Origin of the sequence: Afipia massiliensis (assembly GCF_014203115.1) — a bacterium.
Taxonomy (GTDB): Bacteria; Pseudomonadota; Alphaproteobacteria; order Rhizobiales; family Xanthobacteraceae; genus Afipia; species Afipia massiliensis.
In genome coordinates this window covers 1-13,298 of the sequence record NZ_JACHIJ010000005.1, presented here as the reverse complement: position 1 = coordinate 13,298, position 13,298 = coordinate 1, and the positions used below count along the sequence as shown (strand labels likewise).

Here is a 13,298-nt window from a genome sequence, read left to right as displayed (position 1 = left end):
AGGATCTGAATGGATATCCGTCTCATACACTATTTTATGAGTGTCTATGAGGAGCGCAGCTTTGTTAAGGCTGCTGAGCGCATGCATGTCGTGCCATCGGCCCTAAGCATGCAGATTCGCAATCTCGAAGAAGAACTGGGCACGTCCGTATTCGACCGGACAAAAAAGGGCGTTGAGGCGACTGTAGCTGGGCGGCGATTCTATGAACTTTGTCAGCCGATAGCTCGTACCCTGGCTTTCGCAAAGCAGGAGATGCGCGACCTGGTTCAGGGCAATAGCGTATCCGGTTCACTTCGCGTGGGGATGCCTTCGGCAACCAGCTTCGGGATCCTTGGCGACTTGCTGCAAGAATTCACAAGTTTGTATCCTAACGTTGATCTGACCGTCGTTGAAGCATTTAGCCGCTATGTCACCGAACAAGTACAATCCGGCTTTCTCGATGTCGCGCTGGGTGCGCTGCCTGTCGATCATAGCGGATTAGCCTGTAGGCCAGCTTATCGAGATCACTTTGTGCTGATCTCGGGACGACCTATCAACGGTCCCCAATTCAGTCCCATTGATCTGTCGGCAATGAAAGAACTCAAACTTGTCGTGCCGTCAGAGCGTCATTTAATGGGCGCAACCCTGCTTGACTACATCACTGGTGGTCAAATCGTTGCAAGCCGCGTCATGAAGGTGGACGGGTTTGTGGGAACTATCGAGAGTATCAGGCGCTCAGATTGGGGCGCAGTATGTCAGGCTATCGGTGTCATGCAGTACCTGGACAGAAAGGATCTATTTATTTATCCGATCTTTAAGCCAGTCATGCATCTTGAGTCGTATTTCTTACATCATCCTAGTCGCCCACTGACGTTAGCGGCGCGCTGCTTTGTCGAAATGCTCGAACGAAGATTGCTCGATGTATGTACCGCATGGGAGAGGATTTATTGTTGGAAATAAAACGGCGCTAAGTCTCGTTTGTTTTCCTTCACAAGCCGTCTTTCACCATAGGCTCTGTACTACGAAGACGAATCTCAGAGGCTGCGCAGAAACTCGTGTCGGCGTAAGCTTGATGCGAAAACAGCAACTCCGGGAACGGCATGCCGAGGCCGTTCACACGTCATTACTTCCATCGCTGCTACCGCCTAGAGTGTTGGAAAGCCGCTGGCTGAGCTTGGAATACAAGTTCAGAATGGGCTAGCTCAGTCGTCAGCAAGTGTTCGCCGTCATCACCCTTGAGACAAAATGAGGCTTCACGAAGAGAGGGTTTCTAATTCATCGTAGCCGCAAGGAGCGAGGAGGAAGCAGAAGTCCTTACTCGGCAAAGCGCCCGCAATGCAGGCACTGACTTTAAACTTCGGACCTGGCGTAAACCTTCCCGCTCCAGCAGAGGTCAAGTTACCAGACAGAAATGGAAAGGAATTTGCGGAAGGCGGTTGCGTGACGTGTCATGGGCTTCACCGTGTCGTTGCTGCGAAGCGATCGCCGCAGGAGTGGAGAAGTGTCGTTCATCGGATGGTTTTTCTGGGTTCCGCACTCCCGGACGATGACGTTGCCGCTGCGATGGATTACTTAAACGTCAATTACGGTTCCCCAGAGGCCACTTCTCTAGGGCAGAGGCCTTAATGACGCGCCGCTAGCGTGAACATGCACGGCCTATATCAGTGATCTAATGTATGTTCGCGAGGGGCTGCATTGAGCGCGGGCTAGATCATAGGCCGCCACCGTCGGGCGTGCCTACTCGGATTTCAGGAATACCGTACGTTCACGCAGAATATCAGCCGCGTTTCGATTTATCAGACGCTTGTCGCGGCAGCTCGGTGCCGTGGAAAATGCGCTATTAGGCTATATAGCATATCCCTGTTAGCGTCCGCACTTTCCCTGATGTCTTGAAGATATTTCCCTGTTAGTTCCGTAAGCGATTGTTCAAGAAGTACCTGCGGCGCAGTCGTTTTACTTGGAATTTTGGCTTGTCAAAATCAGTGATTGCAAATTTTCCTTGTAAAATTCCCTGTTTGCAGGGAATTGACGCAGAGACTGGTGCTATTAGCACTGTATCGCCAGCCAGCCAGTCCGGCAACCAGAGATTTTCTCTGCGAGATCGCAGAAAGACCCGCCAATGGCGGGCTTTTTGTAAGCGACGAGTTTCCACGGTGTCGCACCAATTCTTCCGAAAAATCCCGAAAGTCTCTGACTATCTATTGGGAAATTCCCGTTTTCTGGAGACCCGCCTCAGAGACCGGAGAATAAAACCACTGCGCGGCAGGGCGCGCAGTCGCGGTTACCTTTTACGCGAGGAGGTAATGCTTCGTTGTCCTAGGACCTTTTGGCAAAGCCGGCCTTCATTTCACTGACCGTCTTAACAAGGCCTCTATGATCGGGGAGTGCGCCCGATCCTTGTGATAGGCGATGCTGTATTGTGTTTTGATGGCGCGCCACTAGATTTTCAGTGCGTGCAGGTTCGGGTGCGGAACGAATTCAAAATCGGCGACCACGCTGATGCCGAGGCCCCGCTCGACGGCTTTCCAAACACCGTCACGGCTTTCAATCTCGAAGACCGGGTTGATCTTGAGTTCTTCCTCTTGCATCAGCACCTCGTGCAAGCCGCGGGGGTTGCGCAGATAAAAGCCGCGGGCATTTCACGGAACCTCCCGTGCCGCAGCGACTCGTGTTATCCCGGCTCATGCAGTTTCACCGCTATATGGGTGTCGACGAGTTCGCGCGCGAGCTTGATCGCCTTCACGCTTTCCGTGGCCGGAACGTGGGCACGGGCCTACTCGAATTACTCGAAGGGCAGGGCCTGCTCATTCCGCGGCTCCGCATTCGCTATCCTGACCCGGTGGCGCGTCGATTTTGGCTGATGGCGCACGAGCACTGGGCCCCGCGTGAGCTACGCCATCCAATCGAGCCAGACGGGCCACGCTGGGACTCTGCCATCGAGCTTGATGAGGCACTCTATCGCTGGCGAAATAGCATCGTATATGGTCCGTCGATCAACCCGCTCGACGATCCGGCAGCGCGCTTCTCCGAGTTTATCCAGCACCCATCGGCCGCGACGTTCGAAACGTGGCTGGATATGCGCGTCGATATAAGCAACGACGTGGAGACAACCTTGTTCGACGGGATGAATGTCGAAACCTACTACTCCACTTGGCAAATCTTATTGGCTGCCGAGATGGCGGACGCTGGCGTGCATATCAGAATCAATCTTGGCGACGAAACAATCGGCCGGCGTGCCATTGAGGCGCTGGAAGAAGGCAGGCTCCCGGAAGGTTCTGGCCCCTCTTTCAATTTTACGCCCTTCCATGCGGCGCGCGGATTTGCCAAGCATCAACCAGCCTTGGATGCGGTTGTTTGGTTCGCCGAGGAGCGTTGGCGTGTCCTTTCCGATATCATCAAGGGACAAGGCGGCGGGCGCTTCCGGCTCAGTCCTGCGCAGAGCGCGCAGTACGAACAGGAAACCGTAGCGCTGGCGGCGACAGCCGTTGGACGCTTTAACGTAAGTATTGATCATCTCGTTTCTACAATCCGATTTCTTTCGGAACGTTGGTCCGAGTGGAAGCGCGAAGGTAGGCCATTGATTGTGGATGCCTATCAAGCATTTCTCAGGAAAGCGGTCGTGCTAGCGCGACAGGCCGGCGACATGAAATTCGCCGAGTTGCGCGATCGTGTTGGACGGGTCGGCGGATGGTTTAAGCCCGCATTGGATGTAATCTGGCCGGATTGGTCTGCTCAAGAGAAAGAGCGCGTACACCTGACGCTTAAGGCGTCGCTGACCAAGAAGAGCTCAACCGGCGTTTCCGAAGCTGATATCACGGCGTTTGTCGATTTTCTTGCCAGCCAAGGTCAGGAGGCGTTCTTCTGGCGGTTGAGATCGTTCGAGGAGCACGCGCTGCGCGGCAACGAGTTTGCGATCGAGGGCATGAAAAGCGATGTGCAAGAGCTATCCGTCGTCGTCGAGCACATTGCGGCTGCGCTAGGCGGCACTGGCACTCAGCTTTTTCAGAAATTCAGGCAGCTCTGGCGCGATCCGCAGGTGCTGCATCTGCTCGATCGCAACGATGTTTCGAACCTGCGGAAACAATTCACGCTTCCAGAGAACTGGGCGGCGCAGAAAGCGGCATTCCAGGCCTTGCGGGGAGAACCGGGCGGCGAGGTCGTTGCCGACCTAGTGGCCGCGCACCGAATTCGCGCCTCCGTTCACAATGCGCTCCCCGAAGACGATCACTTCGAACTGGAGTCATTCTTCGTCGGTTTGATGCGCGCTGCTTTGCTTACCTTTTTGGAAGTTCGCCGCACGGACGGGACAATCTCTGTCCCTGCGGCCGATACGCAAGATCCCGCCTATCCGAGTCAGACAGTGGAGGTCCCCTGAAGGGCTTCAATGGGCGTCATGGACCGGAGAGGTGCAGCCATTTCCATAGCGGCGCGAAAGGAATTGCATGGACGAACCCATAAAGAATTTCAATCTTTCGCCCGAACAGCAGAACACGACAGCGCTGATCCAGCGGCTGCTCGGAAAACGCATCGCGGATCGCTACGTTGATTTTTGCCGCCTGGCCGCGGGCGCTTTTCCCTTGCGGGTGTCGAGTCCGGTCGCGGCCCATGCCCTGCGCGAGCTGGAATCGATCCTGCGGCAAACGCTCGAAGTTCCGATGGAAGTGGCGATTACGCCGTCGCCGGAACAGATCAAGCGGATTGAAAAAGCGAAAGAGCAGTTGCAAGCGCTCGGGTTCAATGCCGACGAGATCAAGGGCGTAGCAAAGGAACTGCGGCCGAGGTTGAGCCATAAACAGCAAATACAAGCGATCGTGACCCGCCTGGGCCTTGCACCCGACGGTGACATCGCAAGGGCATGGAATTCGATTTCGGGAATAAATGCCGAGGCGCATGGCGGACGGGCGCTTCATCAATCGTTCGTCGTCGACGATGCGTTCAGGGCCGACTGGCAAGCCCCTTTCGACACCGTCATTCGTGGTCTCATGATTGCCCTTCAGGGAAAATACGCGGCGTTCGTCCAACGGATCGATCAATTGGTGGCGATGAAGGATCGCAGCGCGGCGGTCACAAGCCTCTCCAAAGAAATTCCAGGAGCGCTGCCGTTGCTCTGGCACTTCTTCAACAAGCTCGAGACACCGGACTGGCTCCCGCATTTGGCAAAGCGAAACCTGCTCTCCGCCCCTCTCTCGCAGGCTGAAGAGGCGGGCGTCGACCGCTCGTTTCTCCGCCAGTGGCCGGCGGGCCGTTATCTGCTGCGCATGGCGAAATCGCCCGATGCCAAGGCCCGTGCGCTGATTACCGATACGCTTCGCAGCGTCGCTGTATCCACGCATCCCGATGTGCAGCAGATGGGGATGGAAATTCTGGCGGCACTTCCCGCAAATGAAGCGGCACCGCTCGTCGACCTCGCGGAGGCGTGGTTGACCCCAGACGCCCGGTTTATCGTGGCGCAGGGGCCGCACGACTTGATCAAGCATCTTGCGCAAGACTGCGAGGGTGACGCCGCACTCCGCGCCACGCGCGCGGTGTTCAAGGTGTTCGCCGAAAACGAAAGGCTCGCGACGCTATTCAGCCGGCACATGTACGAGCATCACCTGCCAGACGCAATCAAGGCGATCGCTCCGGTCTGCAAGGCTGAAGCAGTCGCTGTCGTCGCCGATCTACTTGATCAAGCCGTTCGCATCGCCCGTAAGGTGACGGATGATCCGCCCCACGATTACACCTATTATCTGTCCGGCGAGGTTTCCGAGCACGGCACCAAGCATGATGTGATTGATGCGCTCGTCGGCGAAATTGTCAGGGCGTCCAAGCTCGCCATCGAGGCCGATCCCGCCTGCACACGCGATGTCGTCTCGCGCATACAGAGCCGTTCACCGAAAATCTTCACCCGGATTTCCCTTCATGTGCTGTCGATCAATCCGGGCGGCGCTCCTGATCTTGCCCAAGCCTGCCTGGCCGATCCCGACCTCATCGAAGAAACCTGGTGCCGTTTCGAATACGGGGAGCTTGCGCGGGCGTGGTTTCCGTCCTTGGCTGCAAGCAATCAGCAGAGCATCTTGAGCTACGTCGATTCCGTCCCGGACAAATACCGCGACCGCTTCAACGAACGTTTCGAGAAACACGAAAAGAGGCCTCCGACACCGGAAGAACAACGGAGCCGCGATGAGTCCGTTGTGCGCGACCTGCTGTGGCATTGGCGGGACGTTCTGCCGGCCGATCGGCGGGACCGCCTCGAGCAGCTCGGCGATCCCGACGCATGGAGGCAGCGACTCTACGAGCCAGCGAAAAGTCCTGCAACGGCGCCGGATTTCTTGACGACCCCGATAGATGAAATCGTCGCGTACCTTGAAACGTGGCGGCCATCATCCGGCGAGCAGCGCGAGACCGCGACTGCGCTTGCACAGGATCTTCGCACCGCCACCACGAACAACGCGGCCTTATATTCGGCAAACGCGGCGCGCTTCGCGCAGCTTCCCCCCATCTACGTGCGTCGCGTCCTCGAAGGGCTCTCGAACGCCTCCAATAACAAGTATGACCTTGATTGGAACGGTGCGCTTGCACTGATTGAAGCGGTGACGCAGCCTGTGGTCGAACCCGAACCGAGCGGTATCGAGGGAGACGACCCTGACTGGTCATGGACGCGGAAAGCGGCGATCGGATTGCTCGCCTTCGGCCTGCGCCGAGGCGCTGAGGGATTTCCGTTTGGGGCTGCCGGGCTCGTGCACGGGTTGATCCTCGAGCTGTATCGCACCGCCCCGCGCGAACCGGATACGGATAATTTCGAAGAAAGCTACCGCAGCTTTCCGCATTTCGGGGCACAATCGACGTGGCGCGGCGCCGCGGTCGAGCTAGCGATTCTTTTCATTTTCTGGATCAGCAAGGACCAAGACAGCGAGGTCGGCAAGGCTCCCCGCGAAGCATTCAAAAAGCTTCCCGAACTTCGCCAGATATTCGAAGCCGAGTTGACCGATCGATCCCCCTCCGGACGCATCCCGCGTGCGATCATGGGCCGTTATCTCAACTGGTTCGCCTACTTCGCGGAATCATGGCTTCGCGGGCAGATGCCAGCGTTGTTTCCGGACGATGACTTGTCGCTCCGCGATGCCGCGTGGCTTGCCCACCTCAGTGCCGACAGTGGGCCGATCAGCGGGTTCGCAACCGCCATGCGCGATTGCTACGTGACCGAAATAAAAAGGCTCGGAGATGAAAGTTCGGCCAGGGACAAGCAGCATGTGGATGACCGTCTCGCCGAGTACCTGATCATTCTCTACATTGCGGCAGCATTTGCCGATGATGTGTTCGCGCTGTTCTGGGACACCGCGCCCGTGCAGGCACGTCAGCACGCGATGTGGTTTCTTGGCGTGCAACTTGAACTGCGACCCGATCAACTTCCTGACGATCTCCGGGCGCGTGCACTATCTTATTGGGACCGCCGCCTCGCCGCGGCGAAAGCTTCCTCAACCCCGGATCATTTCCGAGAAGAAATAGGCGCAGTCGGGCAGTTCTTCTTTCGTAAGGGAATTCCGGATGAATGGCTTATGGAGCAAGTGCTCTTGATGTCGGAAGGAGGCTTCGCGCCAACCGAGTCATACAGCGTGATGGATCGCTTGGAGAAGATATCACCCAACTTCCCAGATCTGGCCGCCCAAACTCTCGCCGCATTGGTCAAGAACCAGCACTTCGATCGTTGGGTTTACATGACCCAATCCGCTGGGATGCGGACCATATTTGTGAATGGTCTTGCGACCGCCTCGCCAAAAACGGCCGCAGCCGTTTCGGAAGCCATCAATTACCTCGTCGCCATCGGCGACACAGGGTATCTGGACCTTCTGCCAAACCCGCAACTGAAGGAGCGATAACTGTAACGCCGATCAAGGTCGCTGCGATCTCGCTGGCCTTATCGGTCTTATCGCGGCCATCGTGGCCGCAATCTACTGGTGGAAGGCAAGCCGCGTGGACATTCCGCACACGGCAGCAGCGTCGATCTCCGATGTCCCCGAGCTATATATTCTCAACACGCAAGTCGCATTCAATGAATCCTCACGGCTCAACTGCCGCGCCGCAGTATGGACCGGCCTTGCGGCCGTCCTCAGCGCGATCGCATCGGTCCTTGGCGTTCTGCCTTGACCACGCACGTCACGTCCCCGTCGCGCGCATCCCTGTGAAGTAAGTATCCCAGAAGGTTGTGGCGAGACGCTTAAAGCGCTCCTCATGCTCGATGTATTGGGGCCGACCGCGTGTGCAGGCGATATAGAGCAGCACCACTAACCTCTCTGCGGCATCGTGCAGCTTGAAGAAGGTGTCGTATTCCACAGTCGGAGTTGGCTCATCGGGGATTAGGATATGCGCGATGGCGTCGTTACGCAGCGCGCGGCCGTCCTGAAACAGCTTGTCTTGCCGAAGCGCCTCGAATTCCGTGCGCGCCGCTGCCAATGCTTGGGCTGCATCGGCAGCCGCCTTGGCGTTTTCGGGAAATACCGCCGCCAGCGTTGAATCTTGAAGCAGGTCCAGGATTTGTCCAGCGCTGGCGCGATTGCCCCGCCAGTCGCTGGGATCGAGGCATGCCATGATCGCGCCAATTGCCGCACGGAGCGTGCCCGCGCGTACCATACCGATCGCCGAAATGTGCGGCTCTTGAACGACGCTGAGGCCGCGGCGATGCAGGTCTTCCAAGGTCGCGCGGAAAGCCCGCGCATTTGCCACCGCCTCATCGAGTGCGAACAACCGTTCAAGCACGTCGTTCGCCCGGTCACGAAGCTCGTCCGTTATTGGCACGGGTGGTCGTGTGTCGCTCACAGGAACTCCCATTGTCCGTCAATTCTGTGCGGGCAAGGCCCGCATTGCGACAATACATCGATGCAACAAATCTTGCATGGATATGGGCGCCGGGAACGAGATTGTTTTGCGATCCCATGCCGCGTCGATTTTTGTTTGACGCGGGGTGGAGCAGCCCGGTAGCAGGCTCATAACCTGAAGACCACATCATTCAGTCCGCCCATAGGAACATCGGATCTGCGATTTCGGCGTCAAAACCCCAACGCGCGGCGTTGCTCCGACCACGTTAGCGGCAGGGTCTTTGGGATTCGCGCCAAGGATAATGTTGCTGGCTGATTGCCAACGATAATGGCTTCGGTGATGGTCGGCGCCAGAAATGCATAGCGCAGCTCCTGCCGCACCAACTTTGGATGCAGGTTGACGAAGGCTGCCAGCGCCTCGACGGTGGCAAACCGGTTATTCGCTAGATGACGCAGCCAGGCATGGGCGCGAACCGTGGCCTGGACCAGTTTTGCATCAGGTTGGCATCCGCCGTCCGCTTCAACGATCGATGCGGAACCGGGTCGGCGCACCTGCCAAGGGATCGAGATTTGGTTCGATCGAATTTTTGCTGCCGGCGAGGTGGTGATTTGGACGGCGCGGTTGCTCAACTCGGCACGTGCGACATAGTTGCTAATGACATCCGCGTCCAGCACGGCCGTATCGATCTTCAAACGTTCGCGCATGGCGTTGATCACGGCCAACTCGATGTTCGTTGCCGGGACGCGGGCGAATGATCCAGCTTCCAGCTTGCGCCCGCGCAACAAAGCAGAACTGACATAGAATTTGTAACGCACGCCGTTCTTTGACGAAAAGCTCGGGCTCATCGCATTGCCCCGATCGTCGAAAAGTTTTCCCATCAGGAGGGCGCCGCTTTCCGATCGTTTGACCTTCCTTTTGTTGGTGCCGAGCGCCAGCAGTTCCTGAACCTTGTCGAAGGTTTTGCGGTCAATGATTGCCTTATGCTCGCCTGGATACCATTTGCCGCCGTGACCGGTCTCGCCAATGTAGATCCGGTTCTTCAAGAAATGAGCGAGGGGTCCATAGGTGAATGGAATGCCGCCATTGAACTTCTTGACCTTGGTATTCCGCCGCTTGGTCACGATACCGTGCCGGTCGAGGTCGGCTACCAGCCGGCCAAAGGATTGCAGCTGGATATAGCGGCGGAAGATGGTGCGGACGGTGTCGGCTTCAGTAGGGTTGATGACGAGTTTCTTGTCCCGAGCTTCATAGCCGAGCGGCACTGTGCCACCGGTCCACTTTCCCTTGCGACGCGAAGCCGCCACCTTGTCCCGGACGCGCTCGGAGGAGAGCTCGCGCTCGAATTGGGCAAAAGACAGCAGGACGTTGAGAGTCAGCCGGCCCATCGAGGTGGTGGTGTTAAACTGCTGCGTGACCGCGACGAAGGAAATGGATCTGGCATCAAACGCCTCGACCAGTTTGGCGAAATCGGCCAGCGAACGGGTGAGGCGGTCGATCTTGTAGACCACGACGACATCGACCTTGCCGGCCTCGATATCTTTGAGCAGTTGCTTGAGGGCAGGGCGTTCAAGGTTGCCACCGGAGAATGCCGGATCGTCATAGGGCTGCGGCAGAACCTTCCAGCCCAGTGACGCCTGGCTCTTGATGTAAGACTCGCAGGCCTCGCGCTGCGCATCGAGCGAGTTGAATTCCAGCTCAAGGCCGTGCTCAGTCGATTTGCGGGTGTAAATGGCGCAGCGCAGGGTTCTAGGCGCGTTACTTGCCATGGTCTTCAGCCTTTTCGGGCTTCGACCGTAGCCCGAAGAACCGCGGTCCATTCCAGTTGGTACCCGCAATCAGCGACGCAATCTCGGAGAGGCCCGCATAGGTTTTGCCCTCATAGGCAAAGCCGTCCGGACGAACCACGACGCGGTAGGTCTTTCCCTTCCATGTGCGCACCAGCTCCGAGCCGGGCTTAATCCGGCGCGGCAGTTCCAGTCGCCCGTTGGGCTTTGCAGCCATGGCTTTCACAAGCTGGTCCAGCAGGCGCTTGGTCGGACCGGACAATCCGCCATAGGCCTTTTCCTGAATCCGCTGGGCGATGCTGCGACGGAGCAGGTCTGGCCCGAAAGCCTTTGGCGGATCCGTTCGAAGCACCTCCCGGTATCGCTTGCGCAGTTCAACGATAGGAGCTGTCGCCAGCCGATCCAGTTCGGCTTCCACGGCGGGATCGGCTGGCTTCATGGAGGAGGGGGCTTGGATCATTTCGCAGGGGCCGCCTTCGCGACGACGCGGTACACGCGCTGGTCGTCAGTCTTCTCCGACTTCAGATTTAGTTTGAGCTTCTTGCGCACAGTGCCTGCAAAGAAGCCACGCACCGAATGTTGCTGCCAGGCAGTTGCCTTCATGATGGCGGCAATAGTGGTGCCGGACGGAGCGCGCAGCATCTCGAGGACCTTGTCCTGTTTGGATACGGCGACGTTTGGCGTCTTCAGTGGTGCTAATTTCTTCGGTGCGTCGGACGGCAGAACCTTCATAGCGGGTTTTGTCGATCGCTTTGCTGCCGGTGAGGATTTGCGCCCGGTCTTGCGAGGGGGCTTTCGATTGCTGGTGGCCATTTCGGTTCTCCCTGCGTGAATGACAGCATCCTGTGCTGCCACTGCCGCAAGCCCGTCGCTCGCAGACGGGCAGAGAAACCTTTGGGCTGAAGAGATCTAGTCGCTCGACAGCCGGTTGAGCAGCGACGCCGCATCCTGCAAACGGCCGGTCTCATAAAAAATTTGTTCGAGATCCATCGAGACTCTCACGCCTTCGCTGACACTGCCGGCCAGCGCGCAGGCCTCGGCGGCGTTGGCAATCCGTGCCGCCTCGCCAAGGCGCGCACTTATCTCGATGAGGATCAACCCAATTGCCTGTTCCGTGATCTTGCGGTCCATCATTCTGCCTCCGATTTACAGCGACAGTGACGCTCCATGTGCTGACGAAGTCGAGCGGAAACGCAGCAATCTTGTGGCTCTTATCGGCCGGCCACGATCACGAAATGATCCGCCCAAAAAAGGGCTATGGGTCGCGCATCAGCGGCCTATTTGGTCGGACGCTTTGAAGCGGTTTTCGGCGAGCCCTTTGCCGCGACGTAGTCCTTAAACAGCCTCACGGGATCGGCGCCAAGCGTGCGGGCGATGGCCACAAACTCGATAACGTCGAGGCGCCGCTCCCCGTTTTCATACTTGGCGACAAAGGACTGCGGTTTGCCCAGCTTCTTGGCCAGCGCCTGCTGTCGCATATTGGCAGCCTTCCGCACTGCGACAAGCAGGTCGATCAGCCGGGCATAGTCCGCGGATTTGAGGGTCTTCTGCATGCGCCGCCAGAGCCGTGAATCGGCGGCACAGAATTTGATCCCAGAAACGGATTATCCCAAAATAGGATCAAAAATTAACTCTGAATTGCTTCCTTCGCTATCAAATGACCTTTGGACTGGATGTCGATGCGCAACGAAGCCACTAGCGGCTTGGCGCTTCACGCGGTGTGAACGCGGCAATGGAGTAAGGGTATGTCATTGGCAAACGATGCGGCGGCGTCCTCCGGGCGAAAGCAGAGTGAGCAACAGGTCGCTACACAAGTTCAAGAGACCCTCGCTGCCCACCTTCCCGACTATACGGTCGAAACGGGAAAAAGCCTGCTCTACAAGATCGAGGTCGATCCTTCCGGCCAGCTCAGTCATGAGAGCGCTGCGAGTCCGACGCGTGGGCAGAATGCATTTCAGACGGACATCCTGATCACAAAGGATTCGATCCCACTCGTTGTCATTGAGCTAAAATCCGGTTCTTTCACATCTCATGACGTCATTACCTATAGTTTTAAGGCCGCGCGGCATTGTCCGTCGTCAGATAATTTGAGACAGATGGCGGGCTGATTTAGTGGAGGCTCTGGCCCATCTTGTTTGTCATTTTAGGCTGCAGCTTTGCGATGTAGCAAGCGCCGCTGTTCGATGGTCTTTCGCTTGATCCTTTCTCTCTGCAGCAGAATGGTTTGGCCGCGTCCGAGGTAGACGTCGGCGGGGGTGAGATTGTCCAGGCTCTCGTGGTAGCGGCGATGGTTGTAGCGCTCGACGAAGGCCGCGATCTGGGCTTCGAGATCACCCGGCAGGAAGTAGTTCTCCAGCAGGATGCGGTTCTTGAGCGTCTGGTGCCAGCGCTCGATCTTGCCCTGGGTCTGAGGATGGTTCGGTGCACCGCGGGTGTGATCCATGTCGCGCTCCTGAAGCCATTGCGCCAGCTCGCCGGCGACGTAGCACGGCCCGTTATCGGAGAGCAGACGCGGCCGCGGACGTACCGTCGCCCGATCACAGCCCGATGCTGTGAGCGCCAGGTTCAAGGTATCGGTGACATCCTCGGCTTTCATGGTGGTGCACAGCTTCCAGGCGATGATGTAGCGGGAGAAGTCGTCGAGGATGGTGGACAGATAGAACCAGCCCCAGCCGATGACCTTCAAATAGGTGAAGTCGGTTTGCCAGAGCTGGTTGCACGCCGTCGTTTTGTCCCTGA

At 57.6% G+C, this 13,298-nt stretch carries 14 protein-coding genes; 5 read left to right on the top strand and 9 right to left on the bottom strand.

Going from position 1 to position 13,298, the window contains the following annotated elements:
• Positions 1-9 precede the first annotated feature (9 nt).
• Positions 10-939: a LysR family transcriptional regulator gene (locus tag HNQ36_RS17005; protein ID WP_056296606.1), complete on the top strand. Its 930-nt coding sequence runs from the start codon at positions 10-12 to the stop codon at positions 937-939.
• A gap of 1,478 nt (positions 940-2,417) precedes the next feature.
• Here HNQ36_RS17005 and HNQ36_RS17000 read toward each other — a convergent pair.
• Positions 2,418-2,582, bottom strand: coding sequence for a type 2 periplasmic-binding domain-containing protein (locus tag HNQ36_RS17000; RefSeq protein ID WP_184087141.1), 165 nt, complete (start codon positions 2,580-2,582; stop codon positions 2,418-2,420).
• Positions 2,583-2,632: 50 nt separating this feature from the next.
• Between HNQ36_RS17000 and HNQ36_RS16995 the strand changes: the two genes are divergently transcribed.
• Complete coding sequence (locus HNQ36_RS16995; RefSeq protein ID WP_184087140.1) at positions 2,633-4,354, top strand: hypothetical protein; 1,722 nt, start codon at positions 2,633-2,635, stop codon at positions 4,352-4,354.
• A gap of 16 nt (positions 4,355-4,370) precedes the next feature.
• Here HNQ36_RS16995 and HNQ36_RS16990 read toward each other — a convergent pair whose 3' ends face one another.
• Positions 4,371-4,619, bottom strand: a complete 249-nt coding sequence (locus tag HNQ36_RS16990; protein WP_184087138.1) for a hypothetical protein — start codon at positions 4,617-4,619, stop codon at positions 4,371-4,373.
• 15 nt (positions 4,620-4,634) lie between these two features.
• Here HNQ36_RS16990 and HNQ36_RS16985 point away from each other — a divergent pair, with 15 nt between their 5' ends.
• Both HNQ36_RS16985 and HNQ36_RS16980 read left to right on the top strand, forming a co-directional pair.
• Positions 4,635-7,838 carry a hypothetical protein gene (locus HNQ36_RS16985; protein WP_184087136.1) on the top strand — a complete coding sequence of 1,068 codons (3,204 nt, stop codon included), beginning with the start codon at positions 4,635-4,637 and terminating at the stop codon, positions 7,836-7,838.
• A 61-nt stretch (positions 7,839-7,899) separates the two neighbouring features.
• Positions 7,900-8,106: a hypothetical protein gene (locus tag HNQ36_RS16980; RefSeq protein ID WP_184087134.1), complete on the top strand. Its 207-nt coding sequence runs from the start codon at positions 7,900-7,902 to the stop codon at positions 8,104-8,106.
• 9 nt (positions 8,107-8,115) lie between these two features.
• Here HNQ36_RS16980 and HNQ36_RS16975 read toward each other — a convergent pair whose 3' ends face one another.
• The 6 genes from HNQ36_RS16975 to HNQ36_RS16950 all read right to left on the bottom strand — a co-directional run bounded on the left by HNQ36_RS16975 (position 8,116) and on the right by HNQ36_RS16950 (position 12,112).
• Positions 8,116-8,775, bottom strand: coding sequence for a hypothetical protein (locus HNQ36_RS16975; protein ID WP_210312094.1), 660 nt, complete (start codon positions 8,773-8,775; stop codon positions 8,116-8,118).
• Between the two features lie 230 nt (positions 8,776-9,005).
• Entirely contained in the window at positions 9,006-10,541 is a 1,536-nt protein-coding gene (locus HNQ36_RS16970) for a recombinase family protein (protein ID WP_184087130.1), read from the bottom strand.
• Positions 10,531-11,019 carry a DUF2924 domain-containing protein gene (locus HNQ36_RS16965; RefSeq protein ID WP_184087128.1) on the bottom strand — a complete coding sequence of 163 codons (489 nt, stop codon included), beginning with the start codon at positions 11,017-11,019 and terminating at the stop codon, positions 10,531-10,533. Before HNQ36_RS16965 ends, HNQ36_RS16970 begins: the two co-directional genes overlap by 11 nt.
• On the bottom strand, positions 11,016-11,372 hold the full coding sequence (locus HNQ36_RS16960) for a DUF3489 domain-containing protein (protein ID WP_184087126.1): 357 nt from the start codon (positions 11,370-11,372) through the stop codon (positions 11,016-11,018). Before HNQ36_RS16960 ends, HNQ36_RS16965 begins: the two co-directional genes overlap by 4 nt.
• Before the next feature lie 96 nt (positions 11,373-11,468).
• Positions 11,469-11,690 (bottom strand): hypothetical protein, encoded by a 222-nt coding sequence (locus tag HNQ36_RS16955; RefSeq protein WP_184087124.1) that lies wholly within the window; start codon positions 11,688-11,690, stop codon positions 11,469-11,471.
• Between the two features lie 146 nt (positions 11,691-11,836).
• Positions 11,837-12,112, bottom strand: a complete 276-nt coding sequence (locus HNQ36_RS16950) for a helix-turn-helix domain-containing protein (RefSeq protein ID WP_184087122.1) — start codon at positions 12,110-12,112, stop codon at positions 11,837-11,839.
• Positions 12,113-12,304: 192 nt separating this feature from the next.
• Between HNQ36_RS16950 and HNQ36_RS16945 the strand changes: the two genes are divergently transcribed.
• Positions 12,305-12,667 (top strand): hypothetical protein, encoded by a 363-nt coding sequence (locus tag HNQ36_RS16945; protein ID WP_184087120.1) that lies wholly within the window; start codon positions 12,305-12,307, stop codon positions 12,665-12,667.
• Between the two features lie 35 nt (positions 12,668-12,702).
• Here HNQ36_RS16945 and HNQ36_RS16940 read toward each other — a convergent pair.
• A partial coding sequence (locus HNQ36_RS16940; protein WP_184087119.1) for a DDE-type integrase/transposase/recombinase occupies positions 12,703-13,298 on the bottom strand: 596 nt, incomplete at its 5' end.